The organism is Pseudomonas sp. TH34, assembly GCF_016650865.1.
Classification (GTDB): domain Bacteria; phylum Pseudomonadota; class Gammaproteobacteria; order Pseudomonadales; family Pseudomonadaceae; genus Aquipseudomonas; species Aquipseudomonas yamanorum.
Genome location: NZ_JAEKFB010000010.1, coordinates 459,799 through 486,288 on the forward strand (window position 1 = coordinate 459,799; position 26,490 = coordinate 486,288).

General features: G+C 61.4%; 23 protein-coding genes. 8 read left to right on the forward strand and 15 right to left on the reverse strand.

The genetic code is table 11. The features are described from left to right. Positions 1-94: 94 nt before the first annotated feature. The gene (gene yjgA / locus JFU58_RS06965; RefSeq protein WP_003216092.1) at positions 95-616 is read left to right on the forward strand and encodes a ribosome biogenesis factor YjgA; all 522 of its coding nucleotides are present in this window, start codon (positions 95-97) and stop codon (positions 614-616) included. A 45-nt stretch (positions 617-661) separates the two neighbouring features. On the opposite strand, the gene tldD is transcribed toward yjgA, so the two are convergent. The 8 genes from tldD to mreB all read right to left on the reverse strand — a co-directional run bounded on the left by tldD (position 662) and on the right by mreB (position 11,860). Then, positions 662-2,104 (reverse strand): metalloprotease TldD, encoded by a 1,443-nt coding sequence (gene tldD / locus JFU58_RS06970; protein ID WP_063027147.1) that lies wholly within the window; start codon positions 2,102-2,104, stop codon positions 662-664. 16 nt (positions 2,105-2,120) lie between these two features. Then, complete coding sequence (locus tag JFU58_RS06975) at positions 2,121-2,969, reverse strand: carbon-nitrogen hydrolase family protein (protein WP_177026170.1); 849 nt, start codon at positions 2,967-2,969, stop codon at positions 2,121-2,123. A gap of 48 nt (positions 2,970-3,017) precedes the next feature. After that, a complete protein-coding gene (locus tag JFU58_RS06980; protein WP_201140130.1) occupies positions 3,018-6,833 on the reverse strand; it encodes a YhdP family protein in 3,816 nt (1,271 codons plus the stop codon). 76 nt (positions 6,834-6,909) lie between these two features. Beyond that, positions 6,910-8,367: a ribonuclease G gene (gene rng, locus JFU58_RS06985; protein WP_003216085.1), complete on the reverse strand. Its 1,458-nt coding sequence runs from the start codon at positions 8,365-8,367 to the stop codon at positions 6,910-6,912. Positions 8,368-8,437: 70 nt separating this feature from the next. Beyond that, a complete protein-coding gene (locus JFU58_RS06990) occupies positions 8,438-9,034 on the reverse strand; it encodes a Maf family protein (RefSeq protein ID WP_201140132.1) in 597 nt (198 codons plus the stop codon). Between the two features lie 50 nt (positions 9,035-9,084). Further along, positions 9,085-9,573, reverse strand: coding sequence for a rod shape-determining protein MreD (gene mreD, locus JFU58_RS06995; protein WP_003216081.1), 489 nt, complete (start codon positions 9,571-9,573; stop codon positions 9,085-9,087). Continuing rightward, positions 9,573-10,682, reverse strand: a complete 1,110-nt coding sequence (mreC, locus tag JFU58_RS07000) for a rod shape-determining protein MreC (RefSeq protein ID WP_201140173.1) — start codon at positions 10,680-10,682, stop codon at positions 9,573-9,575. The genes mreD and mreC overlap by 1 nt, the downstream gene beginning before the upstream one ends. A 140-nt stretch (positions 10,683-10,822) precedes the next feature. Beyond that, complete coding sequence (mreB, locus tag JFU58_RS07005; protein ID WP_002555108.1) at positions 10,823-11,860, reverse strand: rod shape-determining protein MreB; 1,038 nt, start codon at positions 11,858-11,860, stop codon at positions 10,823-10,825. A 210-nt stretch (positions 11,861-12,070) separates the two neighbouring features. Here mreB and gatC point away from each other — a divergent pair, with 210 nt between their 5' ends. The 6 genes from gatC to JFU58_RS07035 all read left to right on the forward strand — a co-directional run bounded on the left by gatC (position 12,071) and on the right by JFU58_RS07035 (position 17,293). Further along, on the forward strand, positions 12,071-12,358 hold the full coding sequence (gene gatC, locus JFU58_RS07010; protein ID WP_003216077.1) for an Asp-tRNA(Asn)/Glu-tRNA(Gln) amidotransferase subunit GatC: 288 nt from the start codon (positions 12,071-12,073) through the stop codon (positions 12,356-12,358). A 16-nt stretch (positions 12,359-12,374) separates the two neighbouring features. Beyond that, positions 12,375-13,826, forward strand: a complete 1,452-nt coding sequence (gene gatA, locus JFU58_RS07015; protein WP_017477740.1) for an Asp-tRNA(Asn)/Glu-tRNA(Gln) amidotransferase subunit GatA — start codon at positions 12,375-12,377, stop codon at positions 13,824-13,826. Positions 13,827-13,836: 10 nt separating this feature from the next. Next, the gene (gatB, locus tag JFU58_RS07020) at positions 13,837-15,282 is read left to right on the forward strand and encodes an Asp-tRNA(Asn)/Glu-tRNA(Gln) amidotransferase subunit GatB (protein ID WP_177026174.1); all 1,446 of its coding nucleotides are present in this window, start codon (positions 13,837-13,839) and stop codon (positions 15,280-15,282) included. A 156-nt stretch (positions 15,283-15,438) separates the two neighbouring features. Then, positions 15,439-15,810, forward strand: coding sequence for a septal ring lytic transglycosylase RlpA family protein (locus tag JFU58_RS07025; RefSeq protein WP_063027134.1), 372 nt, complete (start codon positions 15,439-15,441; stop codon positions 15,808-15,810). 50 nt (positions 15,811-15,860) lie between these two features. Continuing rightward, positions 15,861-16,916, forward strand: a complete 1,056-nt coding sequence (locus tag JFU58_RS07030) for a calcium/sodium antiporter (protein ID WP_177026175.1) — start codon at positions 15,861-15,863, stop codon at positions 16,914-16,916. Beyond that, complete coding sequence (locus JFU58_RS07035) at positions 16,913-17,293, forward strand: carboxymuconolactone decarboxylase family protein (RefSeq protein ID WP_201140134.1); 381 nt, start codon at positions 16,913-16,915, stop codon at positions 17,291-17,293. The genes JFU58_RS07030 and JFU58_RS07035 overlap by 4 nt, the downstream gene beginning before the upstream one ends. Here the strand turns inward: JFU58_RS07035 and JFU58_RS07040 are convergent. From JFU58_RS07040 to kdgD, 5 genes are all read right to left on the reverse strand, one after another. Then, on the reverse strand, positions 17,290-18,231 hold the full coding sequence (locus JFU58_RS07040; protein ID WP_063027130.1) for an AEC family transporter: 942 nt from the start codon (positions 18,229-18,231) through the stop codon (positions 17,290-17,292). The genes JFU58_RS07035 and JFU58_RS07040 overlap by 4 nt on opposite strands. A 175-nt stretch (positions 18,232-18,406) precedes the next feature. Then, entirely contained in the window at positions 18,407-19,960 is a 1,554-nt protein-coding gene (garD, locus tag JFU58_RS07045; RefSeq protein WP_167662904.1) for a galactarate dehydratase, read from the reverse strand. Positions 19,961-19,973: 13 nt separating this feature from the next. Beyond that, entirely contained in the window at positions 19,974-21,338 is a 1,365-nt protein-coding gene (locus JFU58_RS07050) for an MFS transporter (protein ID WP_201140136.1), read from the reverse strand. 87 nt (positions 21,339-21,425) lie between these two features. Beyond that, positions 21,426-22,871, reverse strand: a complete 1,446-nt coding sequence (locus JFU58_RS07055; protein WP_003216060.1) for an aldehyde dehydrogenase family protein — start codon at positions 22,869-22,871, stop codon at positions 21,426-21,428. A gap of 54 nt (positions 22,872-22,925) precedes the next feature. Continuing rightward, positions 22,926-23,837 carry a 5-dehydro-4-deoxyglucarate dehydratase gene (kdgD, locus tag JFU58_RS07060; RefSeq protein WP_003216058.1) on the reverse strand — a complete coding sequence of 304 codons (912 nt, stop codon included), beginning with the start codon at positions 23,835-23,837 and terminating at the stop codon, positions 22,926-22,928. Positions 23,838-24,072: 235 nt separating this feature from the next. On the opposite strand from kdgD, the gene JFU58_RS07065 reads away from it, so the two are divergent. Beyond that, the gene (locus tag JFU58_RS07065; RefSeq protein ID WP_063027124.1) at positions 24,073-25,230 is read left to right on the forward strand and encodes a hypothetical protein; all 1,158 of its coding nucleotides are present in this window, start codon (positions 24,073-24,075) and stop codon (positions 25,228-25,230) included. Between the two features lie 142 nt (positions 25,231-25,372). Here the strand turns inward: JFU58_RS07065 and JFU58_RS07070 are convergent, their stop codons facing one another. Beyond that, a complete protein-coding gene (locus JFU58_RS07070) occupies positions 25,373-25,555 on the reverse strand; it encodes an FCD domain-containing protein (protein WP_373568924.1) in 183 nt (60 codons plus the stop codon). A gap of 60 nt (positions 25,556-25,615) precedes the next feature. Beyond that, positions 25,616-26,365 (reverse strand): FadR/GntR family transcriptional regulator, encoded by a 750-nt coding sequence (locus tag JFU58_RS07075; protein ID WP_008437251.1) that lies wholly within the window; start codon positions 26,363-26,365, stop codon positions 25,616-25,618. Positions 26,366-26,490: the final 125 nt, after the last annotated feature.

A 26,490-nucleotide genomic window follows, 5' to 3' on the forward strand; every position in this document is an offset into this window, starting at 1 on the left:
AAATTCTGCTTTCGGTTAAGGCCTTCTAGCGACCGGGCCGGACAAGCGGCCCCCGACTGGTTATCATGGCGGCGTTTCTTTGCGGACTGCCACCATGGTTGATTCTTACGACGACTCCCTCGATGGGGAGAAAAGCAAATCTCAGGTCAAACGCGAGCTGCATGCTCTGGTTGACCTCGGCGAGCGCCTTACAACACTCAAGCCTGACTTGTGTGCAAAACTGCCATTGACCGACGCCCTGCGCCGGGCTCTGAACGATGCGCCCAAGCACACCGCGAATATCGCGCGTAAACGGCACCTCATGTTTATCGGCAAACTGATGCGCGACCAGGACACTGACGCCATTCTGACGTTGCTCGATCAACTCGATGCCTCCACTCGCCAGTACAACGAGCGTTTCCATAACCTGGAACGCTGGCGTGATCGCTTGATCGCCGGCGATGACGCGGTACTGGAGAAGTTCGTCATCGAGTACCCGGATGCCGATCGCCAACAATTGCGCTCCCTGATCCGTCAGGCCCAGCACGAACTGGCGCAAAGCAAGCCACCGGCCTCCAGCCGAAAAATCTTCAAGTACATCCGTGAGCTGGACGATAGTCAACGCGGCCTGCGCTGACCCTCTTCCCCGGGTGGCGACTTTCGCCACCCGAAGCTCCCGTTCTTACGACCCCGTGCCACCCACGGTGATCGCATCAATTTTCAAGGTTGGCTGGCCGACACCCACCGGCACCGACTGACCATCCTTCCCGCATGTCCCCACACCGCTGTCCAGCGACAGGTCGTTACCGACCATCGAGACCTTGCTCATAGCTTCCGGACCGTTGCCAATCAACGTTGCCCCTTTGACCGGCGCAGTAATCTTGCCGTCTTCGATCAAGTACGCCTCGCTGGTGGAGAACACGAACTTGCCGCTGGTGATATCCACCTGCCCACCACCGAGGTTGGCGCAGTAGATACCGCGCTTCACCGAGGCGATGATCTCGGCCGGGTCGCTTTCGCCACCGAGCATGTAAGTGTTGGTCATGCGCGGCATCGGCAGGTGCGCGTAGGACTCGCGACGCCCGTTACCGGTACGGGCTACGCCCATCAGGCGGGCGTTGAGCTTGTCTTGCATGTAGCCCTTGAGCACGCCGTTTTCGATCAGCGTGGTGCACTCGGTCGGGGTGCCTTCGTCATCGACGCTCAATGAGCCGCGACGCCCAGCCAGGGTGCCGTCATCGACGATGGTGCAGAGCTTGGACGCAACCATCTCGCCCATGCGCCCGCTGTAGGCCGAACTGCCCTTGCGGTTGAAGTCACCTTCCAGGCCGTGGCCCACGGCTTCATGCAGCAGCACGCCGGACCAGCCGGACCCCAGCACCACCGGCAACGTGCCGGCTGGTGCTGGAATCGCTTCCAGGTTAACCAGGGCCTGGCGCAGCGCTTCACGGGCATAGCCCATGGCGCGGTCTTCGGTGAGGAAATAACGGTAGTCGGTACGCCCGCCGCCGCCATGGCCACCGCGCTCGCGGCGGCCGTTCTGTTCAACGATCACGCTGACATTGAAACGCACCAGTGGCCGCACATCCGCCGCCAGGCCGCCATCGGTGGAGGCCACGAGGATGCGCTCCCACACACCGGCCATGCTCACGGTGACTTGCTGGATACGCGGGTCCAGGGCGCGGGTCGCCGCGTCCACACGCTTGAGCAGCTCGACCTTTTCAGCGCGGCTGATCACTTCCAGCGGGTTATCCGGGGCATACAACTGGGCCACGTCCTGGGTGCTGAACGCCTGCACCGTCCCGTTTTGACCGGCACGGGAGATCGAACGCGCCGCACGAGCCGCCAGGCCCAGGGCTTCAAGGGTAATGGCATTGCTGTACGCAAAGCCGGTTTTTTCACCGGACTGCGCACGCACGCCCACACCTTGATCAAGGTTGAAGCTGCCTTCCTTGACGATCCCGTCTTCCAGGGCCCAGGACTCGGAAATCTGCCCCTGGAAATACAGGTCGGCAGCGTCGATGCCTGGCCCGGCCAGATCGCCGAGGACCGCTTGCAAGCTTTCGATGGTCACGCCACCAGGCGCCAGGAGGTGTTCACTGACTGAGGACAACAACTCGCTCATAGGTTTGGCCTTAAATTCATCGTTCTGAAGCAGGTCGCTGCGCGCCCTGCGAGAAAAAGCGCCGGTGGCCCGCCACCGGCATGCGCGTCCGTATCGACGCCTGTTCACTGCTATCGCGCTCGGCCAACAACACCGCTTCGTCTTGATCCTGTTGTGCCAACACGCGTCCCCATGGATCGATGATCGCCGCATGCCCGAAGGTTTCCCGGGGCCCCGGATGCACGCCACCCTGGGCGGCCGCCAGCAGATAGCACTGGGTCTCGATGGCCCGGGCACGAATCAGCACATCCCAGTGCGCGGCACCCGTCACCGCCGTAAAGGCGGAGGGTGCGGTAATCAGTTCAGCACCCGCCGCGCGCAATTCGCTGTAAAGCTCCGGAAAGCGCAAGTCGTAACACACTGTCAGCCCCAGGCGGCCGACCGGCGTATCCGCCACCACCACCTGGCTACCATGAGCATAGTCATCGGATTCGCGATAACGACCCCGGGCATCAGCCACGTCGACATCGAACAGGTGCAGCTTGTCGTAACGGGCAACGATTTCGCCCTGATCATCAATCAGCAGCGAGCAGGCATTGGACTTGGCGTTCGGCTGATCCTTTGGAGGCAGCGGCAAAGTGCCGGCCACTATCCATAAGGTGAGGTCGCGGGCGGTCTGTTTCAACCATGGCAGGATCGGTCCTTCGCCCAAGGCCTCGGCGCGACCGATATCGGCCACATCGCGACGGCCCATGGCGGCGAAGTTTTCCGGGAGTACCGCAAGCCTTGCACCACCCGCCGCCGCTCGTTCCAGCAAGCGCCGGGCCTGGGCCAGGTTGGCCAGCACATCGCTTTGGCTGACCATTTGGATTACCGCAAAGGACATGGGCCTACACTCCAGAAAAGGCATGAGGCCATGCTACTCCACAGGTACTCAGTTTGGCTTTTCAAATGGCTTGTCGAAGGTGATTTTCGGGTCCTTCCACGGGCCTTCTACCTTGTACTGCACGCTGGCGAAACGCGAAACACGGTCGCCAATCAGCTTGTCGATCAGGAACAGCGCACCGCCAATGGCCGGCGCGCCGACGATCAGCGCGGCAATCGGCAGGTTGTTGGTGACCGGCAGCGTCACCAGCAGCTTGGCATCGACACGATCAGCCACCAGGTCCAGGGTGCCGTTGATCTCGAGGTTGCTCGACGGGCCGGTCATGGTGATCGGCTCACGGGTCACAAACACGCCATTACTGGCCGCCAGCAAGCCCTTGACTCGGTCATAGCTCAAGCCTTTGCCGAGCAAGTCCGAGAAGTCCAGGCGCAGCCGGCGACCGATGGAGTTGAAGTTCAGCAAGCCAAACACCCGAAGCGCCTGGGCGCCGCCTTCCACTTCAACAAATTGGCCTTTGCGGAAGCTTGCGTCCAGGCTGCCGGAGAAGCGCTTTGGACCGACCCAGGCTGGCGAGCCCGGCCAGCGGCCGTCCACGTCCACATGAAACTCTTCACTGGTCACACTCGGCGCAAACCCCCAGCCCTTGAGCACGTCCCCAATGTTCTTGCCGTCCAGGCGGCCCTTGTACCAACTGCTGCTGGCGCCGGGAGCGCCCTCCCAACCGCCGGCGCCCTGGAGCAGCATGCCCTTGAGCCCCAGGTTGAGGCTGTTGAACGCCATGCCCTTGGCCGTCGGCCGCACTTTCAACGACCATGCACCTATCAGGTCAGGGCCCTGGAACAACTGGGCAATCGCGATATCCAGCGCAGGAATATCCTTGGGATTAACGTCAGCCAGCGGGTCCGGCGCATTTTCATCTGCCTGCACCGTCGGATCCACAGCAGGCAACTTCACGTACTGCAGGTTGACCGCAATCGGCGCGCCCTTGGCATCCGGCAACCCCACGGTACCCTTGGCCTGCTGGCTGTCGAACTGCAAGCCCCAGGCGGCGGGTTTGCGATCCAGTTGCAGGTTGACCTGATCAAACTGGGTGCCGAAGCCCGTCAGCTTTCCAATCTTGAAGTCCGCCCCGCTCAACAGCTGCTTGGCACTGCCTCCCGGATCGTTGCCGGCGTAGCGGTCCACGAGTTTTTTCCAGGGATCGATATCCAGCTCCGACAACACACCGCGGATACGCAAGCCCTTGCCGGCCGGCAACACCGCATCGCCATCCCCCAGGAATAGCTCGCCACGGCCATCGGCAAAACTGTCGGCCGGGGCGGCGAAGGTGAAGCTGCCCAACTCGCCATAATCGAACCAGTAACGGCGCTCCTTACCCTGCAAGGTCATGCGGAACACGCTGTCACGGCCCTGGCTCGCTGGCATGCCGAACGGCGCCGGCAGGTCCACGGCCACACCCTTGAGGTTGGAACTGACCATCAACTGGCTGTCGGCGCCGTCGAGGTTGAGCTGCAATTGGTAGGGGATATCGCCGGACACCGGCAACGGCTGGCTGACCTTCAGCCAGTCAGTCAACCGCTTGACGGTCACCTGCCCTTTCGCGGTGACGCGAGTGTTGAGGTTGCCTTGCTTGCCATCGGCGAAAATCTGCGCGGTGATCGGCCGGTCGAAGGCCTGTGCGCTGATGTTCTGGCCACTCAGGCCCTTGGCGCTGTCGAAGCGGAAATCACCCTTGAGCTGGGTCAGGTCCAGCGCAGGATCGGCCAGTTGCAGGCGCGCCTTGTCGGTCTTGAAGTCCACCACAATCTTGGGATCGGCGTCCTTGGCCAGAGGAATATCCAGGTCCAGCTTGCCTTGCAGGTCACCCTCGCCTTTCCAGCCGGCGAAGGTCGAAGCGGTACCGATCGGCGCGTCCTGAAGGATTTTCAGCCCATCGCCCAGGCCGCCAGCAAAGTTGCCGGTGAGCAGCAGGTGACTGTCCTTGCCTTCAGGCGCATGGGGAATGTTGACGTAGATGTCGTTGACCTTGGTGTCGAGCAACTGGCCCTTGCTGGCCAGGATGCGCACGCCGCTCTCCTCGACAAACACTTCACCCTTGACCTTGCTGACGTGCGGCCAGCCCGGCTGAAACGCCAGCTCGGCATCATGCACCTTGAAGAACAGGCTGATATTGCGTGAGGCGGGCAGCGCATCGTGATTCAGCGAGCCCTGGTACTGGAAGAAGCCTTCGTCCACCGCGCCCTTGAGAATCGCGGTGCGCAACCACTCATCGAGTGCCGGGCTCAACACGGCCGGCAGGTATTTTGGGGTAAAGCGGCCATCGCCATCGACCATACCGACCCGCAGGTCCATATAGTCTTCCTGGCTATGGTCGAAATGCAGGCGAATCAGGAAATCGGCGGCGACCTTGCCCTCCTCACCCAGCACCTTGATATACGGCGCGATCAGGGTGAAGCCTTCCTTGTCCAGCTTCCACGTCAGGCGGGCGTTGGCCTGGATGTACTGCCAAGGCTTGGCGAAGATCGGAAACAGGTGCAAGGAGAAGTCCTTGCTGTCCATGCGCAACTCGCCCTTGCCCAGGTCACCGCTGATGCTGCCGCTGACATTGCGGGCGGCCGGTGCGCCGAAGTAGGCGTCAAAGCCGACGCGGTCGAGGTTGGCCGCAAAGCTCACGCGCTGCTCGGTGGTGTCTTGAGGCCGGTAATCCAGCAATACGTTGCGCAGCGTGCCGGTAGCCTTTAGATGATCCAGGGTTGTGGCCACGGCTTCCGGCAAGGGCGCCAAGGCGTGCAGCAATGGCGTGATCGGCGTCAGGTCCAGGCGATCGGCCTGCAGGTTCCAGACTTCCTGGGCCTTGTCGGTCGCCAGGGTTTGCTGCAGTTGCAGGCGCGATTCCCAGCGGGTGTCGCCCAGGTTCATCGCCAGCGAGTCAAACAGCACCTTAAGGCCGCTGTCACTGCGTTGCAGGTAGGCGGTGAGGGCCAGGTTCTCGATGTGCGCCGGCTTGCGATCGGCATAGCTGCCTTTGAGTTGCGGGGCGTTGAGGCGTACGGCAGCACTTTGCACAGTACCCTTGGCCCAGGTCAGCCAGAATTCGCCGCCGGCCTTGAATTCGGTGAGTTTCCATTGCTGGAGCAGTTTCGCCGGGATCCATTTTGCCCAGTCACTCTGGGGCAAGCTCAGGTAAGCCTGGGCTTCGCCGTCTTTCCACTGGCTGGCACGGATCCGGGTGCTCAGGTTCAACGCCAGGGGCTGGCCGTCGGGCAGAGTCAAGCGCGCGTCCAGGCGCTGGCGGTTGGCCCCGGTCTGCAGGCTCACGCCGACATAGGTCAAGGTCAGCGGCGCCTGGTCGAATGGCTGCAGCGTCACCTGGCTGTCGAGCAATGAAACCTGCCCGACCATTTGCATGCGCGTCAGCAGTTGTTCGGGATCCAGTGGCTGGTCGTCCTGCACCGGCAGGCCTTGCAGCGCCCAATGGCCGTCCTGGTCCTCCTTCACGCTGACCTGCAGGCCGCTGACTTCCAGGTGGGCAATGCGCACTTCGCGCGCCAGCAGGCTGGCCCAGATGTCCGGCACCACTTGTACCTGGTCCAGGCGCAGGGCATTGGTGCCCTCGCCGACCATCACGTCGTGGGCCATCAATACCGGGGCGAAGCCGCTCCAGCGCCCTTCCAGGCTGCCGATACTCAGGGGCATATCCAGCGCCGTGCGAGCCTTGGCTTCGATTTCGCCACGGTATTCCGCCACCAGCGGCGTCAATTCACGGCCAAGGCTCACGTACACCGCTGCCAATACCAGCAGCAAGGCGCACAGGCCGAGGCCCCAGCGGGTCAATGCGGCAAAAAAGCGTATCAGACGCTCCATGTCAGGCGACCCTCAAAGGCAATAGTCGGACGGCAGATCGAGGTCTGTCCGTCTCGTTGACAAAAGCTAACGCGAATCAGAGCAGCACCACGTCATATTGTTCCTGGGAATACATGGTTTCGACCTGGAAGCGAATGGTGCGCCCGATAAAACCCTCCAGCTCGGCCACGTTGCCGGACTCTTCATCCAGCAACCGGTCGACCACCTTCTGGTTAGCCAGGACTCTATAGCCCTCGGCCTGGTAGGCGCGCGCCTCCCGTAGGATTTCACGGAAAATCTCGTAGCAAACCGTTTCCGGAGTTTTCAACTTGCCGCGCCCCTGGCAACTGCTGCACGGCTCGCACAGCACTTGCTCCAGGCTTTCACGGGTGCGCTTGCGGGTCATCTGCACCAGCCCCAACTCGGTAATGCCGATGATGTTGGTCTTGGCGTGATCGCGCTCCAGCTGCTTCTCAAGGGTGCGCAGCACCTGGCGTTGATGCTCTTCGTCTTCCATGTCGATGAAGTCGATGATGATGATTCCGCCCAGGTTGCGCAGGCGCAGCTGGCGGGCAATCGCGGTGGCCGCTTCGAGATTGGTCTTGAAGATGGTTTCTTCGAGGTTGCGATGGCCCACAAAGGCGCCGGTGTTGACGTCGATGGTGCTCATGGCTTCCGCCGGGTCCACCACCAGGTAGCCGCCGGACTTTAGTGGCACTTTGCGCTCAAGGGCTTTCTGGATTTCGTCTTCGACGCCATACAGGTCGAAAATCGGCCGCTCGCCCGGGTAGTGCTCGAGGCGGTCGGCGATTTCCGGCATCAGTTCGGCAACAAATTGCGTGGTGCGCTGAAAGGTTTCCCGCGAGTCGATGCGAATTTTCTCGATCTTCGGGCTGACCAGATCGCGCAAGGTGCGCAGGGCCAGACCGAGGTCTTCGTAGATCACGCTGGGCGCACCGATGGTCTTGATCTGCGCGCCGATCTGATCCCAGAGGCGACGCAGGTAGCGGATGTCCATGAGGATTTCATCGGCACCCGCGCCTTCAGCGGCGGTGCGCAGGATAAAGCCACCGGCCTCCTTGATGCCTTCCAGAGCGACGCAATCGCTGACCACCTTTTTCAGGCGCTCGCGCTCGGCTTCGTCTTCGATTTTCAGGGAAATGCCAACGTGGGCGGTGCGCGGCATGTACACCAGGTACCGCGAAGGGATCGACAGTTGCGTGGTCAGCCGCGCGCCTTTGGAGCCAATCGGGTCCTTGGTGACTTGCACCACCAGGCTCTGCCCTTCGTGCACCAGGGCGCTGATGCTTTCAACCGCCGGGCCTTCGCGCAGGGAGATTTCCGAAGCATGGATAAACGCGGCGCGGTCCAGGCCGATGTCGACGAAAGCCGCCTGCATCCCCGGCAACACACGCACAACCTTGCCTTTATAGATATTGCCGACGATCCCGCGCTTTTGGGTGCGCTCGACGTGCACTTCTTGCAGAACACCGTTCTCTACCACCGCCACGCGCGATTCCATCGGCGTGATATTGATCAGAATCTCTTCACTCATGGCTGGGTCTCGTTCAGGCGTTTTCACAATAGTGACCGATCGCTTAAGGCTTGGCGCTGGAATACGGCGTTTAGCGCACGGTAAGGTTTTGCCAACAGGGTATGCCGAATTGAGCCAGCAGTTCTGCGGTTTCGCAGACAGGCAGGCCAACGACGGCGGAGTAGCTGCCATTGAGTCCGGCGACAAACACCGCCGCCAAGCCTTGAATAGCATAGCCGCCCGCTTTGTCCTCGGGCTCGCCGCTGTGCCAATAAGTGGTGGCTTCATCCGCTGAAATCTTGCGAAACCGCACGCGGCTGCTGACCAGCCGCGTTTCACAACGCTGGCCGTCAATCAGGGCGATGGCAGTCAAAACTTCATGTTCACGATCAGAAAGGGCCAGCAACATGGCCAGGGCATCGGCTTGGTCCAGGGGTTTGCCGAGGATTTGGCCGTCGAGAATTACCGCCGTATCAGCGCCAAGCACGCAGGCCCCAGTGGCTTCGGCCAGAGCCGCGCGACCGGCCGCAGCCTTGCCGCGCGCCAGGCGTTCTACGTAGGAAGCGGGCGTTTCATTTGTAAGGGGAGTTTCATCAATGGCGGCGCTGACGACGGTGAACGGCACGCCGATCTGTGTCAGCAGTTCACGCCGCCTCGGGGAGCCCGAGGCCAGATAAAGCGAATTCATGCAGACTCTCCCTGTAGGGTTCGATAACCAGGCAGAGCCTCGCGATCCATTCAATTGATTTTATAGCGACGACGCAACCCACGAAGGCCAAAACTGACCCAAGGCCACAACAGCGCGCTGACCAGCGCCGGCAACACCAGCGCGAGGGTCGGTTGGCGGTTGCCGGTCAAGGCACTGAGCCACAGCTGTACCAACTGCGCCAGGCCGAAGATCACCAGGATCACCAGGCACTGTTGCCACATGGGGAACATGCGCAGACGCTGCTGCAACGACAGCACCAGGAAGGTGATCAGGGTCAGGATCAGCGCGTTCTGGCCGAGCAAGGTGCCGTAGAGCACATCTTCCATCAGCCCAAGGCACATGGCCGTGACCATCCCGACCTTGTGCGGCAGCGCCAGGGCCCAGAACGCCAGCAACAAGGCGAGCCACAACGGACGTAGGATTTCCATGAATTGCGGCAGCGGCGAAACGCTGAGCAGCAAGCCGATGGCAAAGGTCAGCCAGACAATCCAGCCGTTACGCGAATGAGTACCGGCCATTATTCTTCCCTCTGCCGAGTGGTTGCCGGGGCCGCAGCCGGTGGCTTGGCGGCGGCGGGCGGTTTGGCAGCGGCAGGTGTTGCAGCCGCAGGCTTGGCCGGACGTGCGCTATGGGCTACAGGCTTGACCGGCGTCGCGACCGGCGCGGCTGGCGTTGCAGGAACCGCTGCCGGTGCGGCGGGTGCGGCCGGCTTTGGCACGGTCGCAGGGATAATCGGCGCCGTGCCGTTTTGCTTGTCTTCCGCTTCCTGGGCCTGGGCGGCTTCGTTGGCGCGCTCTTCCGGGGTGCGGTTGTCGCTGAACACCAGCAGCAGGTAACGGCTGCGGTTCAACGCAGCGGTCGGCACGGCGCGCACGATGGCGAATGGCTGGCCGGAATCGTGGATCACTTCCTTGACCGTCGCAACCGGATAACCCGCCGGGAAACGCTGGCCAAGGCCCGAGCTGACCAGCAGGTCGCCTTCCTTGATATCAGCGGTGTCTGCGACGTGACGCAACTCCAGGCGTTCCGGGTTACCGGTACCGCTGGCAATCGCCCGCAGGCCGTTGCGGTTAACTTGCACCGGAATGCTGTGGGTGGTGTCGGTCAGCAACAGCACGCGGGAGGTATAAGGCATCAACTCCACCACCTGGCCCATCAAGCCACGGGCATCGAGCACCGGCTGGCCAAGGACCACACCGTCGCGCTCCCCCTTATTGATGATGATGCGATGGGTGAAGGGGTTCGGGTCCATGCCGATCAACTCGGCCACTTCGACCTTCTCGTTGACCAACGCGGAGGAATTGAGCAACTCGCGCAGCCGAACGTTCTGCTCGGTGAGGGCCGCCAGCTTTTGCATGCGCCCCTGCAGCAGCAGGTTTTCGGTCTTGAGTTTTTCGTTCTCGGCCACCAGCTCGGTGCGGCTGCCAAATTGGCTGGCCACACCCTGATAGAGGCGCTGCGGCAGGTCGGTGATCCAGTACGTCTGCATCAGGACCAGCGACATCTGGCTACGCACTGGCTTGAGCAGTGTGAAGCGGGCATCGACCACCATCAGCGCAACCGATAGCACGACCAGCACCAACAGGCGCACGCCCAATGAGGGGCCTTTGGAAAAAAGCGGTTTAATAAGCCGCTCCTCCCAGGCAAATGTTTTCTTTATTCATACGGCATCAAACCGGCCTGGATGCAGATTGAAGAAGATAAACGCCAACAGGCAGCACTGCAAAGTGCTGCCTGTGAGCGAAACATGGGCAAACCAGCAAACGCTTATTCGCTGGAGAGCAGGTCCATGGTGTGTTTATCCATCATTTCCAGTGCACGGCCACCGCCACGGGCGACGCAGGTCAGCGGGTCTTCAGCGACGATCACTGGCAGACCGGTTTCCTGGGCCAGCAACTTGTCGAGGTCGCGCAGCAAGGCGCCACCACCGGTCAGTACCAGGCCACGCTCGGCGATATCGGAAGCCAGTTCCGGAGGCGATTGCTCCAGGGCGCTCTTCACAGCCTGAACGATGGTAGCCAGGGACTCTTGCAGAGCTTCCAGCACTTCATTGGAGTTCAGAGTGAAGGCCCGTGGAACGCCTTCGGCCAGGTTGCGACCGCGAACATCAACTTCGCGAACTTCGCCGCCCGGGTAAGCGGTACCGATTTCCTGCTTGATGCGCTCGGCAGTGGATTCGCCGATCAGGCTGCCGTAGTTGCGACGCACGTAGGTGATGATCGCTTCGTCGAAGCGGTCGCCGCCAACCCGTACGGATTCGGCATACACCACACCATTGAGGGAAATCAGGGCGATCTCAGTGGTACCACCACCGATATCCACCACCATCGAACCGCGCGCTTCTTCAACCGGCAGGCCGGCACCGATCGCAGCAGCCATCGGCTCTTCGATCAGGAACACTTCACGGGCACCGGCGCCAAGGGCCGATTCACGGATGGCACGACGCTCCACCTGGGTGGACTTGCACGGAACGCAGATCAGCACACGAGGGCTGGGCTGCAAAAAGCTGTTTTCGTGAACCTTGTTGATAAAGTACTGCAGCATCTTTTCGCAGACGCTGAAGTCGGCAATCACGCCATCCTTCATCGGACGAATGGCAGCGATGTTGCCCGGTGTTCGGCCAAGCATGCGCTTGGCCTCGGTGCCAACGGCAACGACACTTTTCTGATTACCATGGGTCCGAATGGCCACAACCGATGGCTCATTCAGGACGATACCGCGCTCGCGCACGTAAATAAGGGTGTTGGCAGTGCCCAGGTCGATGGAAAGATCGCTGGAAAACATGCCACGCAGTTTCTTGAACATGGGAAAGGGACCCTAGGCAACGCGTGGGTAAAAAAGTGCGGCAAACTCTAACAACGACAGGGATTTTGGGCAAGGCGCCAATGTGCTAAATTGGCCGACTTTCTGTGCACCAACCCCCACAATCGCGGCCATATGACCGTAGAAATGCGGTAGTGTTCCTACAATCTAACACACGGATAGCTTCCGTTCTGTTTTCCACTGGAGAATCCCATGGCGCTTGAACGCTCCGACGTGGAAAAAATCGCTCATTTGGCCTGTCTTGGCCTCAATGAAGCCGATCTTCCACAGACCACCGCAGCCCTGAACAGCATTCTCGGGCTGGTCGACCAAATGCAAGCCGTGAACACCGACGGCATCGAGCCCCTGGCTCACCCGCTGGAAGCCAGCCAGCGCCTGCGCGCCGACGTCGTGACCGAGCGCAATAATCGCGAGGCCTACCAGTCCATCGCGCCAGCGGTCGAAAACGGCCTGTACCTGGTTCCGAAAGTCATCGACTAAAGGGAAAGAGCCTGCAATGCATCAATTGACTCTGGCCGAGATCGCCCGCGGTCTCGCCGACAAAAAGTTTTCTTCCGAAGAGCTGACCAAGACCTTGCTGGCGCGTATCGCCGAGCTGAACCCCAAGGTCAACAGCTTCATCAGCATCACCGAAGAGCTGGCCCTGAGCCAGGCCAAGGCTGCCGACGTACGTCGCGCCAACGGTGAGAACGGCGCCCTGTTAGGTGCGCCGATCGCCCACAAAGACCTGTTCTGCACCCAGGGCATTCGCACCAGCTGCGGCTCGAAGATGCTCGACAACTTCAAGGCGCCGTACGATGCCACCGTGGTCGCCAAGCTGGCTGCTGCCGGGGCTGTGACCCTGGGCAAGACCAACATGGACGAATTCGCCATGGGCTCGGCCAACGAGTCGAGCCACTACGGCGCGGTGAAAAACCCGTGGAACCTTGAGCACGTACCAGGCGGTTCGTCCGGTGGTTCGGCTGCAGCAGTTGCCGCTCGTCTGTTACCTGCCGCCACGGCCACCGACACCGGCGGTTCGATCCGCCAACCGGCCGCGTTCACCAACCTCACCGGTTTGAAACCGACCTACGGTCGCGTTTCCCGCTGGGGCATGATTGCCTACGCTTCCAGTCTCGACCAGGGCGGCCCTCTGGCTCGCACCGCTGAAGACTGCGCAATTTTGTTACAAGGCATGGCAGGCTTCGATACGCAGGACTCCACCAGCATCGATGAACCCGTGCCGGACTACAGCGCCAGCCTGAACACCTCGATCAAAGGCCTGCGCATCGGCGTGCCGAAAGAGTATTTCAGCGCCGGCCTCGACCCGCGTATCGCCGAACTGGTGCACAACAGCATCAAGGCGCTGGAAAAGCTTGGTGCCGTGATCAAGGAAATCAGCCTGCCGAACAACCAGCACGCGATTCCTGCCTACTACGTGATCGCCCCGGCAGAAGCGTCCTCCAACCTGTCGCGGTTCGATGGCGTGCGTTTCGGCTACCGCTGCGAAAACCCGAAAGACCTCACCGACCTTTATAAGCGCTCCCGTGGCGAAGGTTTCGGCGCGGAAGTACAACGCCGGATCATGGTCGGTGCCTACGCCCTGTCGGCCGGCTACTACGACGCGTACTACCTCAAGGCGCAAAAGATCCGTCGCCTGATCAAGAACGACTTCATGGCAGCCTTTAATGAAGTCGACGTGATCCTCGGCCCAACCACGCCGAACCCGGCCTGGAAGATCGGCGCCAAGACCGGCGACCCGATCGCCGAGTACCTGGAAGACCTGTACACCATCACCGCCAACCTCGCCGGTCTGCCGGGCTTGTCCATGCCTGCAGGCTTTGTCGACGGCTTGCCGGTGGGCGTGCAACTGCTCGCCCCGTATTTCCAGGAAGGCCGCCTGCTCAATGTGGCGCACCAGTACCAGTTGAACACTGACTGGCACACTCGCACCCCTACCGGCTTCTGAGGAGAACACTATGCAATGGGAAGTCGTGATCGGGCTGGAGATTCATACCCAGCTCGCCACTCAATCGAAGATTTTCTCCGGTAGCGCCACCACGTTCGGCTCCGAGCCCAACACCCAGGCCAGCCTGGTAGACCTGGGCATGCCCGGCGTGCTGCCGGTGCTGAACCAGGAAGCGGTGCGCATGGCGGTGATGTTCGGCCTCGCCATCGATGCCGAGATCGGCCAGCACAACGTGTTTGCCCGCAAGAACTACTTCTACCCGGACCTGCCCAAGGGCTACCAGATCAGCCAGATGGAATTGCCGATCGTTGGCAAGGGCTACCTGGACATCCCGCTGGAAGACGGCACCATCAAACGTGTCGGCGTGACCCGTGCGCACCTGGAAGAAGATGCCGGCAAGAGCCTGCATGAAGAATTCAACGGCGCCACCGGCATCGACCTGAACCGTGCCGGCACCCCGCTGCTGGAAATCGTTTCCGAGCCGGACATGCGCAGCGCCAAGGAAGCCGTGGCCTACGTCAAGACGATCCACGCGCTGGTGCGCTACCTCGGCATCTGCGACGGCAACATGGCCGAAGGCTCGCTGCGTTGCGACTGCAACGTGTCGGTACGGCCAAAAGGCCAGGTCGAGTACGGCACCCGCTGCGAGATCAAGAACGTCAACTCGTTCCGCTTCATCGAGAAGGCGATCAACACCGAAGTGCGTCGCCAGATCGAACTGATCGAAGACGGCGGCAAGGTGATCCAGCAGACCCGCCTGTACGACCCGAACAAAGACGAAACCCGCGCCATGCGCAGCAAGGAGGAAGCCAACGACTACCGTTACTTCCCCGATCCGGACCTGTTGCCGGTCGTCATCGAGGACTCGTTCCTGGCTGACGTACGCGCCACCCTGCCGGAACTGCCGCCGCAAAAACGCGAGCGTTTCCAAGAGCAGTTCGGTCTTTCGGTGTACGACGCAAGCGTGCTGGCGTCGAGCCGCGAGCAAGCCAACTACTTCGAAAAAGTCGTGAGCATCGCCGGCGACGCCAAACTGGCGGCCAACTGGGTAATGGTTGAGCTGGGCAGCCTGTTGAACAAACAGGGCCTGGAAATCGACGAAGCACCGGTATCGGCCGAGCAACTGGGCGGCATGTTGCTGCGGATCAAGGACAACACCATCTCCGGCAAAATCGCCAAGACCGTGTTTGAAGCCATGGCCGCAGGCGAAGGCAATGCTGACGAGATCATCGAGAAGCGTGGCCTGAAGCAAGTCACCGACAGCGGCGCGATTTCGGCCGTGCTCGACGAGATGCTGGCCGCCAACTCGGAGCAGGTTGAACAGTACCGTGCAGCGGATGAAGCCAAGCGCGGCAAGATGTTCGGCTTCTTTGTCGGCCAGGCGATGAAAGCCTCCAAAGGCAAGGCCAACCCGCAACAGGTCAACGAACTGCTGAAAAGCAAACTCGAAGGCTGATCGCGGTCGCCTCACTGCGGGAGCCGGCTTGTGTGGGAGCTGGCTTGCCTGCGATAGCATCACCTCGGTGCACCTGAAAGACCGAGGCGCTTGCATCGCGGGCAAGCCCGGCTCCCACATAAGCCGGTTTCCACATCACTTTCGGGGACACCTTGAATGAAGCGTCTACTCGGCCTGTTGGCCCTGTTCTCTCTGCTCGCCGGCTGCGCCAGCGGCCTCATCGACCCCAACGGCTACGACGAAACCGGCTCCGCCTCTTACTACGGCGCCAAACACCACGGTAATCGCACTGCCAGCGGTGAACCATTCAACCAGAATGCCTTGACCGCCGCCCACCGTCGCCTGCCCTTCGGCACGCAAGTGAAGGTCACCAACCTCGACAACAACAGAAGCGTCGTTGTCCGCATCAACGATCGCGGCCCGCACACCCGTGGGCGCCTGATCGACCTTTCGCGCAAAGCCGCCGCACAGCTGGGTATGATAGGCAGCGGCACCGCGCGTGTTCGCGTGCAAGCCCTCAGCAACTGACCGACGGAGCCCTGGCCATTTCCGCATTAACCGCCCTCTCGCCCTTTAGCGTGATCGAACTCATCAGCGGCCTGCTGCTGTTGATCTTCGGTGCCGAAGTATTGGTGCGCGCCGCCGTGCGCCTGGCGGCCAGCCTCAAGGTGCGCCCGCTGATCATCGGCCTGAGCATCGTCGCTTTTGGCAGCAGTGCGCCGCAGATGGCGATCAGCTTGCAAGCCACCTTGGCGGACAACACCGACATCGCCGTGGGCAGTGTGATCGGCAGCAGTATCTTCAATACCCTCGTGACCCTTGGCCTGGCGGCCCTGATCATTCCGCTGCGGGTTTCGCGGCAGCTGGTGCGCCTGGACATCCCGATGATGATCCTCGCCAGCCTGCTGGTGTTTGTACTCGCCGCCAATGAAGAACTCACGCCGGTCGATGGCCTGTTACTGCTGGTGGCCCTGGTGGCCTACCTCGGCGTGTTGCTCTACCAGACCCGCCACTCCCGTCGGCCCCGCACCCGGGACACCGTGGTGCAAGCGCCGTGGCTGAGCAGCGTGCTGCTGATGATCGGCGGGCTGTTGATCCTGGTACTCGCCGGGCATCTGGTGCTGGGCGCTGCAGTGGATGTGGCCTCTGACCTGGGCCTGTCGGAGCGTATCATCGGCCTGACGCTGATTGGCGTCGGCACTTCCCTGCCCTGCCTGGCCACCTCGTTGATCGCCGCCCTGCGCGGCCAGCGGGAAATTGCGGTGGGCAACGTGATCGGCAGCAACCTGTTCAACCTGCTTGGGGTGCTGGGTTTTACTGCCCTGGTGGCGCCCTCGCCGCTGTCAGTGTCGCCCAACGCCCTGGATTTCGACTTGCCGGTGATGCTCGGCGTGGTCGCCCTGTGCCTGCCGGTGTTTTATTCGGGCTACCGCGTCACTCGGGCCGAAGGCCTGGTGTTCCTGGGCCTGTACCTGGTGTACGGACTGCATGTGGTGTCGTTCACCTTCGGCATGCCGCTGGCCAACAAGCTTGAACAACTGATGCTGTATTACGTCCTGCCAGCGCTGGTGGCTTTCCTGTTGTTCACCTCGCTGCAAGCCTGGCGCCGCCAACACAAGAGGGATTCGCAATGACCGAACAGAAAAAGCCCGGCGTTGATGTGCGCCGCCAGGTGATGGGTGATGTGTTTGTCGATCGGGCGCTGGGCAATGCCACCGAGTTCAGCCAGCCGCTGCAGGACTTCGTCAACGAGCATGCCTGGGGCAGCGTGTGGAACCGCGAAGGGCTGCCGCTGAAAACCCGCAGCCTGATCACACTCGCCGCGCTGACCGCCCTCAAGTGCCCGCAAGAGCTCAAGGGCCACGTGCGCGGCGCGCTGAACAACGGTTGCACCGTGGAGGAGATTCGCGAGGCGCTGCTGCATTGTGCGGTGTATGCCGGCGTGCCGGCGGCGATTGACGCCTTCCGCGCCGCTCAGGATGTGATCGACAGCTACCAGAAAGACGCCTAGATCCAGCCGCCCGCCTGCAACACGAAAATCCCGATATTCGTGGTCACCGCCGCCATCAAGGTGGTGATCACGATAATCGCGGCCGCCAGCTCATGATTGCCCTCCGCCGCCCGCGCCATGACAAAACTGGCCGCTGCTGTGGGCGCACCGAAGTACAGGAACAGAATCCCCAGCTCCGGCCCACGGAACCCCAGCAGCCACGCGCCAAGGGTGGCGAGCACCGGTAGCCAGATCATCTTCATCAGGCTGGCACTCAGTGCCATGTCGCCGCTTTTGCGCAGTGCCGCCAGCGACAACGTGCCGCCGATGCAGATCAATGCCAATGGCAACGTCATGTCCGCCAGGTACTGCCCGGAGGATTCCAGCCAGCCAGGCAAGCCAATCTGGAAGTACGCAAAGGGCGCCGCCGCGATCACACTGATGATCAACGGGTTGGCCAGCACGCTCTTGAAGATGCTCCACGGGTCGGACTTGATCACCGGGCTGTACACCGCCAGCACAATGGTCGACAGGGTGTTGTAGAACAGGATCACCAGCGCCGCGAGCACCGCGCCCAGGGAAATCCCATAGTCGCCGTACATACTGGCCGCCAGGGCCAGGCCGATCACCCCGTTGTTACCACGAAATGCGCCTTGGGCGTAAATGCCACGGTCTTCCCGCGGGCATCGGAAGATCGCCCAGCCCCAGGCCAGGGCGAAGCTCAGCAGCGTGGCAACGGCGAAATAGATCAGCAGGCCGGGCTTGAGGGCTGAATGCAGGTCGGCATGGAGAATCCCGAGGAACAGCAACGCCGGCATGGTGACGTTGAACACCAGGGCCGAGGCGATGTGGATAAAGTTGTCGTTGATCCAGTTGATGCGCTTGAGCAGGACGCCCAGGAACAGCATGGCAAACACCGGCGCGGTGATGTTCAGGGTTTGTAGGAAGATAGCCAGCATGCCGGGGAGAACCTTGGGTGGGCGTCGGTAGGTGGCTAATGATAAGCCAGCATGGCCAGCTTCGTCTGGACTACCGCTTTCGCGAGCAAGCCCGCTCCCACATTTGACCGAGTTCTACCTTTGGAATGCAGTCAAATGTGGGAGCGGGCTTGCTCGCGAAGCAGGCGACTCGGTCTTAAGTAATCGGTGCCGGATTGAACAACGTAATGTCGTTGTGCAGCTTGTGCTGCTCCGCCCACGTCTGCTTCTTGCCGCTGGCCACATCCAGGTAGAAGTGGAACAACTCCCAACCCAACTCCTCGATCGTCGCCCGCCCGGTGGCGATCCGCCCGGCGTCGATATCAATCAGGTCCGGCCAACGCTGCGCCAGCTCCGTCCGGGTCGAGACCTTCACCACCGGCGCCATCGCCAGCCCATAGGGCGTACCACGCCCGGTCGTAAACACATGCAGGTTCATCCCCGCCGCCAACTGCAATGTCCCGCAGACAAAGTCACTGGCCGGCGTGGCGCAAAAGATCAGGCCCTTGCGATTGAACCGCTCCCCCGGGCCGAGCACGCCATTGATCGCACTGCTGCCCGACTTGACGATCGACCCCAGCGACTTCTCGACAATATTCGACAAGCCACCCTTCTTGTTCCCCGGCGTGGTGTTGGCGCTGCGGTCCGCCTCACCCTTGGCCAGGTAGCGGTCGTACCAGTCCATTTCCCGCACCAGCTCCCGGGCTACATCCTGGTTTTCCGCACGGGAAGTCAGCAGGTAGATGGCATCCCGCACTTCCGTCACTTCAGAAAACATCACCGTCGCGCCCGCCCGCAGCAGCAGATCCGAGGCATAACCCAACGCCGGATTGGCGGTGATCCCAGAAAACGCATCACTGCCACCGCACTGCATGCCGAGAATCAACTCCGACGCCGGGACCGTTTCCCGACGACGCAGGTCGAGTTTCTTCAGGCGGGTTTCGGCCAATGCCATGATCTGTTCGATCATTTCGGTAAAGCCGTGGCTGGAGTCCTGCAACCGATACAGCCACGGCTCACTCAGATCCACCGAGCTGTCGTTGTCGTGCATCACCTGCCCGGCCTGCAACTTCTCGCAACCCAGGCTGATCACCAGGGCTTCACCGCCCAGGTTCGGGTTACGCGCCAGATTGCGCACGGTGCGGATCGGGATGTACGCGTCGGTGGCCGTAATCGCCACGCCGCAGCCGTAGCTGTGGGTCAGCGCCACCACGTCATCGACGTTCGGGTACTTGGGCAGCAACTCGTCCTTGATGCGTTTCACCGCGTGGTCCAGCACCCCCGTCACGCACTGCACCGTGGTGGTGATGCCGAGGATATTGCGCGTGCCGACGGTGCCGTCGGCATTGCGATAACCCTCGAAGGTAAAACCCTCCAGCGGCGCCTGGGCCTCGGGCACTTCGGTGGACAGCGGCAAGCTGTCCAGCGGCGGCGCCGTGGGCATGCGCAGTTGATCTTCCTGGACCCAACTGCCGCGCGGAATCGGGCGCAACGCATAACCGATGGTCTGGCCGTAGCGAATGATCCGGCCGCCTTCGGGGATGTCTTCCAGCGTCACCTTGTGGCTTTGGGGAATGAAATCCACCGTCACCAGGCCGTCGGGAAACTCGGTCCCCGCCGGTACGCCCTGGTCGTTGACCACAATCACCACGTTATCCAGCGCGTGCAAACGGATGGAGCGTGGCGAATCGGCATGTTCAATCAACTGCATGACGCGGGCCCCTTCAGGAATGCGCTTGGGAAAGTTTAGTCAGCTCGGGGCCGTTGGCCGGCGGCTCTTTAAGCACCACACGTTTGATCGGACCGACGATCACCAGGTAGCTGAACACCGCCAGCAACGCGTTGGCACCGACGAACACCAGCGCCCACTTGAAGGAGCCAGTGGTGCTGATGATGTAGCCGATCACGATCGGGGTGCTGATGGACGCCAGGTTGCCGAACATGTTGAACAGACCGCCGCTCAAACCTGCGATTTGTTTCGGCGAAGTGTCGGACACCACCGCCCAGCCCAGTGCGCCAACGCCTTTACCGAAGAAGGCCAGGGCCATGAAGCCCACCACCATCCATTCGATGTCCACGTAGTTGCACGCGACGATGCTACTGGAAATCAGCAAGCCACCAATGATCGGCGCCTTGCGGGCGAAGGTCAGCGAATGGCCCTTGCGCAGCAGGTAGTCGGAAATTACTCCGCCCAACACGCCGCCGATAAAGCCGCAGATCGCCGGCAAGGACGCGATGAAGCCGGCCTTGAGGATCGTCATGCCGCGCTCTTGAACCAAGTACACCGGGAACCAGGTCAGGAAGAAATAGGTAATGCCATTGATGCAGTACTGGCCCAGGTACACGCCGAGCATCATGCGGTTGGTCAGCAACTGACGGATGTAATCCCACTTCGGCCCGTCGGTTTTCTTGCCTTTGCCCTTGTCCTGGTCCATGTCGACCATGGCCCCGTTGGCAGCGATGTGTTGGAGCTCAGCCTCGTTGATCATCGGGTGCTGGCGCGGGCTGTGGATAACTTTCAGCCAGATCAGCGAGAAGACGATGCCGATGCCGCCCATCACCACGAATACGTGCTGCCAGCCGAAGGTGTAGACGATCCACCCCATCAGCGGCGCGAACAACACCGTGGCGAAGTACTGCGCCGAGTTGAAGATGGCCGAGGCCGTACCCCGTTCAGCCGTAGGAAACCACGCCGCCACGATGCGGGCATTTCCGGGAAAGGATGGCGCTTCAGCCAGGCCCACCAGGAATCGCAACATGAACAGCGCAACGATGGCCGTGGATACACCGAATTCACCGACATAGCCTTGCAGCACGGTGAACAGTGACCAAGTGAAGATGCTCAGGGCATAGACTTTTTTCGAACCGAATCGGTCCAGCAGCCAGCCACCGGGAATTTGCCCGGCCACGTAGGCCCAACCGAATGCGGAGAAGATATAACCGAGGGTGACCGCGTCGATGCCGAGGTCTTTTTGCAGGCTGGAGCCGGCGATGGCGATGGTGGCCCGGTCGGCATAGTTGATCGTGGTCACCAGAAACAGCATGAGCAGGATCAAATAGCGGACATGGGTCGGCTTGGTCGCTTGCATGAAGATGTACTCCCACTAATTATTTTTTTTGCGGGTAAACAAATTGTAAGCCTGTGGCGGGCACGGACCCGCCACAGGGTGTTGCCGTCAGGAACCGATGTAGCTGGTTTTCACCACGGTGTAGAACTCTTGCGCATAGCGACCCTGCTCACGCGAGCCGTAGGATGAGCCCTTACGGCCACCGAATGGAACGTGGTAATCCACGCCGGCAGTCGGCAGATTGACCATCACCATCCCGGCCTGGGAATGACGCTTGAAGTGGTTGGCATACTTCAGCGACGTGGTAGCGATACCGGCCGAGAGACCGAATTCGGTGTCGTTGGCCATCGCCAGCGCCGCCTCGTAATCCGCCACGCGGACCACGTTGGCCACCGGGCCGAAGATCTCTTCGCGGCTGATGCGCATTGCGGCTTCGCTGTCGGCAAACAGCGTCGGCGCGAGGAAGTAGCCTTCGGTGTCGCACGTCACCAGTTCCCCACCGCTGACCAGCCGGGCACCTTCGCTCTGGCCGATGTCGATGTACTTCAGGTCCTGGTCCAACTGAGCCTGGGAAACCACCGGGCCGATGTCGGTGCCGGTTTTCAGGGCGTGGCCGACCTTGATCGACTTCATCCGCTCAGCCATGGCCGCGACGAACTGGTCGTGAATTCCGGCGGTGACGATAAAGCGGCTGGACGCAGTGCAACGCTGGCCGGTGGAGTAGAACGCGCTCTGTACCGACAACTCGACCGCTTGCTTGAGGTCGGCGTCGTCGAGAATGATCTGCGGGTTCTTGCCGCCCATTTCCAACTGCACCTTGGCCTGGCGCGACACGCAGCTGACGGCGATCTGACGACCCACGCCCACCGAGCCGGTGAAGCTAATGCCGTCGACTTTCGGGCTGTTGACCATGGCATCGCCAACCACACGGCCGCTGCCCATTACCAGGTTGAACACACCGGCAGGGAAACCGGCGCGGGAGATGATTTCGGCCAGGGCCCAGGCGCAGCCCGGAACCAGCTCAGCCGGCTTGAGCACCACGCAGTTGCCGTAGGCCAGGGCCGGTGCGATCTTCCAGGCCGGGATGGCAATCGGGAAGTTCCATGGGGTGATCAGGCCAACGACGCCCAACGCTTCGCGGGTCACTTCGACATTGACGCCCGGACGCACCGACGGCAGGTAGTCGCCGGACAGGCGCAGGCATTCACCGGCGAAAAATTTGAAGATGTTACCGGCGCGGGTCACTTCGCCGATGGCTTCCGGCAGGGTCTTGCCCTCTTCCCTGGCCAGCAGGGTGCCCAGCTCTTCGCGACGGGCGAGGATTTCGGTGCCGACTTTATCCAGGGAGTCATGGCGCGCCTGGATGCCGGAAGTGGACCACGCCGGGAATGCAGCGCGCGCAGCGTCGATGGCCGCGTGGACTTGGGCGAGGTCAGCCTTGGCGTATTCGCCAATGACATCAGACAACTCCGACGGGTTGATGTTGGCCGAGTAGTCGGCGCCGGCAACCCACTGGCCACCGATGTAGTTTTCAAAACGCTTGGCTTGGGACACGAATTCTCTCCTGACGCAAAAAGCCGCTGATTACTCAGCGGCCTTGGTGATGGGTTATTGCGCGCCTTGCTTGTCGATCAGCGCGGCCAGGGCTTCGTATTCTTCCGGCAGCAGATCGGTCAGCGGCGTACGCACGGGGCCGGCGTCATAGCCGACGATTTTCGCCCCGGCCTTGACGATGCTCACGGCATAACCGGCCTTGCGGTTACGGATGTCGAGGTATGGCAGGAAGAAGTCGTCGATGATCTTGCCGACGGTGGCGTGATCTTCCCGGGCAATGGCGTGGTAGAAATCCATCGCGGTTTTTGGAATGAAGTTGAACACCGCCGAGGAGTACACCGGCACGCCCAGGGCCTTGTAGGCAGCGGCGTAAACCTCTGCAGTCGGCAAGCCGCCCAGGTAGCTGAAACGGTCACCGAGACGACGGCGGATCGACACCATCAATTCAATGTCACCCAGGCCGTCCTTGTAGCCGATCAGGTTCGGGCAGCGCTCGGCCAGGCGTTCCAGCAGCGGCGCGGTCAGGCGGCAGACGTTGCGGTTGTAGACCACGACGCCGATCTTGACCGACTTGCACACCGCTTCAACGTGGGCGGCAACCCCGTCCTGGCTGGCTTCGGTCAAGTAGTGCGGCAGCAGCAGCAGGCCTTTGGCACCAAGACGCTCGGCTTCCTGGGCGTACTCGATGGCCTGGCGGGTGGCACCGCCGACACCGGCAAGAATCGGCACGCTGGTGGCGCAGGTATCGACGGCAGTTTTCACCACTTGCGAATATTCGCTGGCCGCCAGGGAGAAAAACTCACCGGTGCCGCCAGCGGCGAACAGGGCAGTAGCGCCGTAAGGGGCCAGCCACTCCAGACGCTTGATGTAGCCCGCCTGGTGGAAATCACCCTGGGCGTTGAAATCGGTCACCGGGAAAGACAGCAGACCGTGAGAGAGGATGGACTTCAGTTCTTGTGGATTCATTATTCGAACACCCTGGGCGAAGACTTTCTGTTGAGAGATTACGGACGGTTATCTTGATGTCGTACGTCATCGTACAACTATAAAAATATTCGTCAACTGCAATTCATCGACCTTCCTACGGGTTGAGGCGTCAACGCGACGTTCTTGACGTAGGAAATTATTCCTCTATGCTCGATCTAGCTGTATATACATACAGTTATTACGGAAGATTCCTACGACATAGCAAGGAGCTAACATGTCAGATCTTGAACTCGCCACACCTGAAAAAAGACCACCCACCCTGCGCTTCGAAGGCGGAGAACACACGGCCATCGGCGACGATACCTTGTTGCGCTTCGTCAAGGACGCCCCGGCCATTCCCGCGCGGCAGGTCGAATTGCACCTGCCCAACGGCCTGGCCCTGAGCTACGGCCAGATCATTGCCCTGGGCGGTGATTTCTATGGCATTCCCGGGCGCCCCATCAACGAGGGCGCATCGCCCGCTGACCGCGTGCAGCGCTTTACCGATGCGTTCAACTCGTTGGCGGTATTGCCCGCATCACGGGAGGAAGCGGGCAAGATCCTCGCAGTGATGCAAAAGGAGATCAACGCGGTCAACCAGGCGATCAAGGATGGCAAGCAACCCCATGAAGCGTATGACGCACTGGGTGACACCTTGTCCGAGGAATGGAACCGCATCACCGGCGGCGGCAGTGCCGTGTCGGCTCTGATTCCACTCGGACGCTACCTGAAACTGGCGGCAGACAATGCCGACCACTTCGGCGAATGGGCGTTGGCAGCGTATCTGGCGGGGCATACGGCAGCCCTGCAACAAGCCGTCGTCGCTCATCAGACCGGCACCGACCAGGCGCTGGAACTGGCTTACGCCATGAACAGCTTTGCTGATCACTTTTTGACCGACCTGTTTTCCGCCGGCCACCTGCGGGTACCGCGCAAGCAACTGGCGGCGGTGGTGACCCCGGGTGAACTGGGCTCGCTGATCAGCCGCTTCATGCACGATGAAGACAGCAAGTTCGGGCTCAATGTGCGCAATGCCTTCGGCGATCAGTGGCACGCCTACGGTGATAAACGCTATTTCGACAGCAGCGACGCGGCCAACCGAGCCATGGTCAAGCGCGCCGTACAGGCATCGGCGGATGAGATCTTCGAAACCTTTATCAGTGGCGTGGCGCCCTCCCCGGCCAACTTCAAGGCGCCGCTGTATGTGCCGGACCTGAACGCCGCGCAAAACCCGGCGAATAACTTCTCACCGCTGTTCAAGGCAGAAGGCGACAAGGTGCTGCGGCGCAAGGACGTCAACAACCTGAATGACAAGCAGTGGACCAATGACTGGTGGGGTTGGAGCACGTATCTGTTGCTCAAGGACTACAAGCCCAACCAACCGGCCAGCTAATAGTCCAGGCAACAAAAATCAAATGTGGGAGCTGTCGAGCCCCGGCGAGGCTGCGATGGGATCGACTCGCTGAACCTGCCAGACCTCAGCGCCGGCATCGCAGCCTCGCTGAAGCTCGACAGCTCCCACATTTAAATAGGCACTAGCCGCGCTGCGCTTCCGCCTCTTCATGGGCATGGCGCAGCCGTTCACGGCTGTTGGTCAGGTGCAACCGCATGGCCGCCCGTGCCGCATCCGAGTCCTGGCGAGCGATCGCCTCATAGATCTGTGGGAGCTGTCGAGCCTTGGCGAGGCTGCGATGGGATCGACTCGCTGAACCTGCCAGACCTCAGCGCCGGCATCGCAGCCTCGCTGAAGCTCGACAGCTCCTACATTTGAATAGGCACTAGCCGCGCTGGGCTTCTGCCTCTTCATGGGCATGGCGCAGCCGCTCACGGCTGTTGGTCAGGTGCAAACGCATGGCCGCCCGTGCCGCATCCGAGTCCTGGCGAGCGATCGCCTCATAGATCTCTTCGTGTTCGCGGCTCAGGCGGCTCATGTAGTGCTGCTGGTCATCATGGGCCAGGCGTGCCGAGTTCAGCCGCGTGCGCGGAATGATGCTGGTGCCCAGGTGGGTCATGATGTCGGTGAAGTAGCGGTTGCCGGTGGACAGGGCAATCTGCAGGTGGAACTGGAAGTCCGACGCCACCGCATCACCGGCGTGGGCCGCACTTTCGTTCAGGGCATCGAGGGCTGCACGCATGCCGGCCAATTGCTCGTCGCTACGACGCTGGGCAGCAAGCCCGGCAGACTCCACTTCCAGGCTGATCCGCAGTTCAAGGATGGCCAGTACATCACGCAGGGTAACGACTGTGGCCGGGTCTATCCGGAAACCGCTGGGGCTTGGCGTATCCAGCACAAAGGTGCCGATGCCATGGCGGGTTTCCACCTGCCCGGCCGCCTGCAATCGCGAGATGGCTTCACGCACCACGGTGCGGCTGACCCCATGGGCGTCCATGATCGCCGACTCAGTGGGCAGTTTGTCGCCACGTTTGAGTTGGCCGTCGCGGATCTGCTCGGACAACACCGTGACCAATTCCTGGGCAAGGCTGCGGCGCTTGCGGGGAAGACGAGGGGCGGCGCTGGAGTTTTCCATGATGAATCATCTGTCTCGGCGATCTGAAGCACGCATGATAGCCCATGGCGGTTGTACGATCACCGTCCTGTCATGACTTTCATCTATAACCGGCGAGGTTTTCCCCAGACAAAAAAATGCCCCGG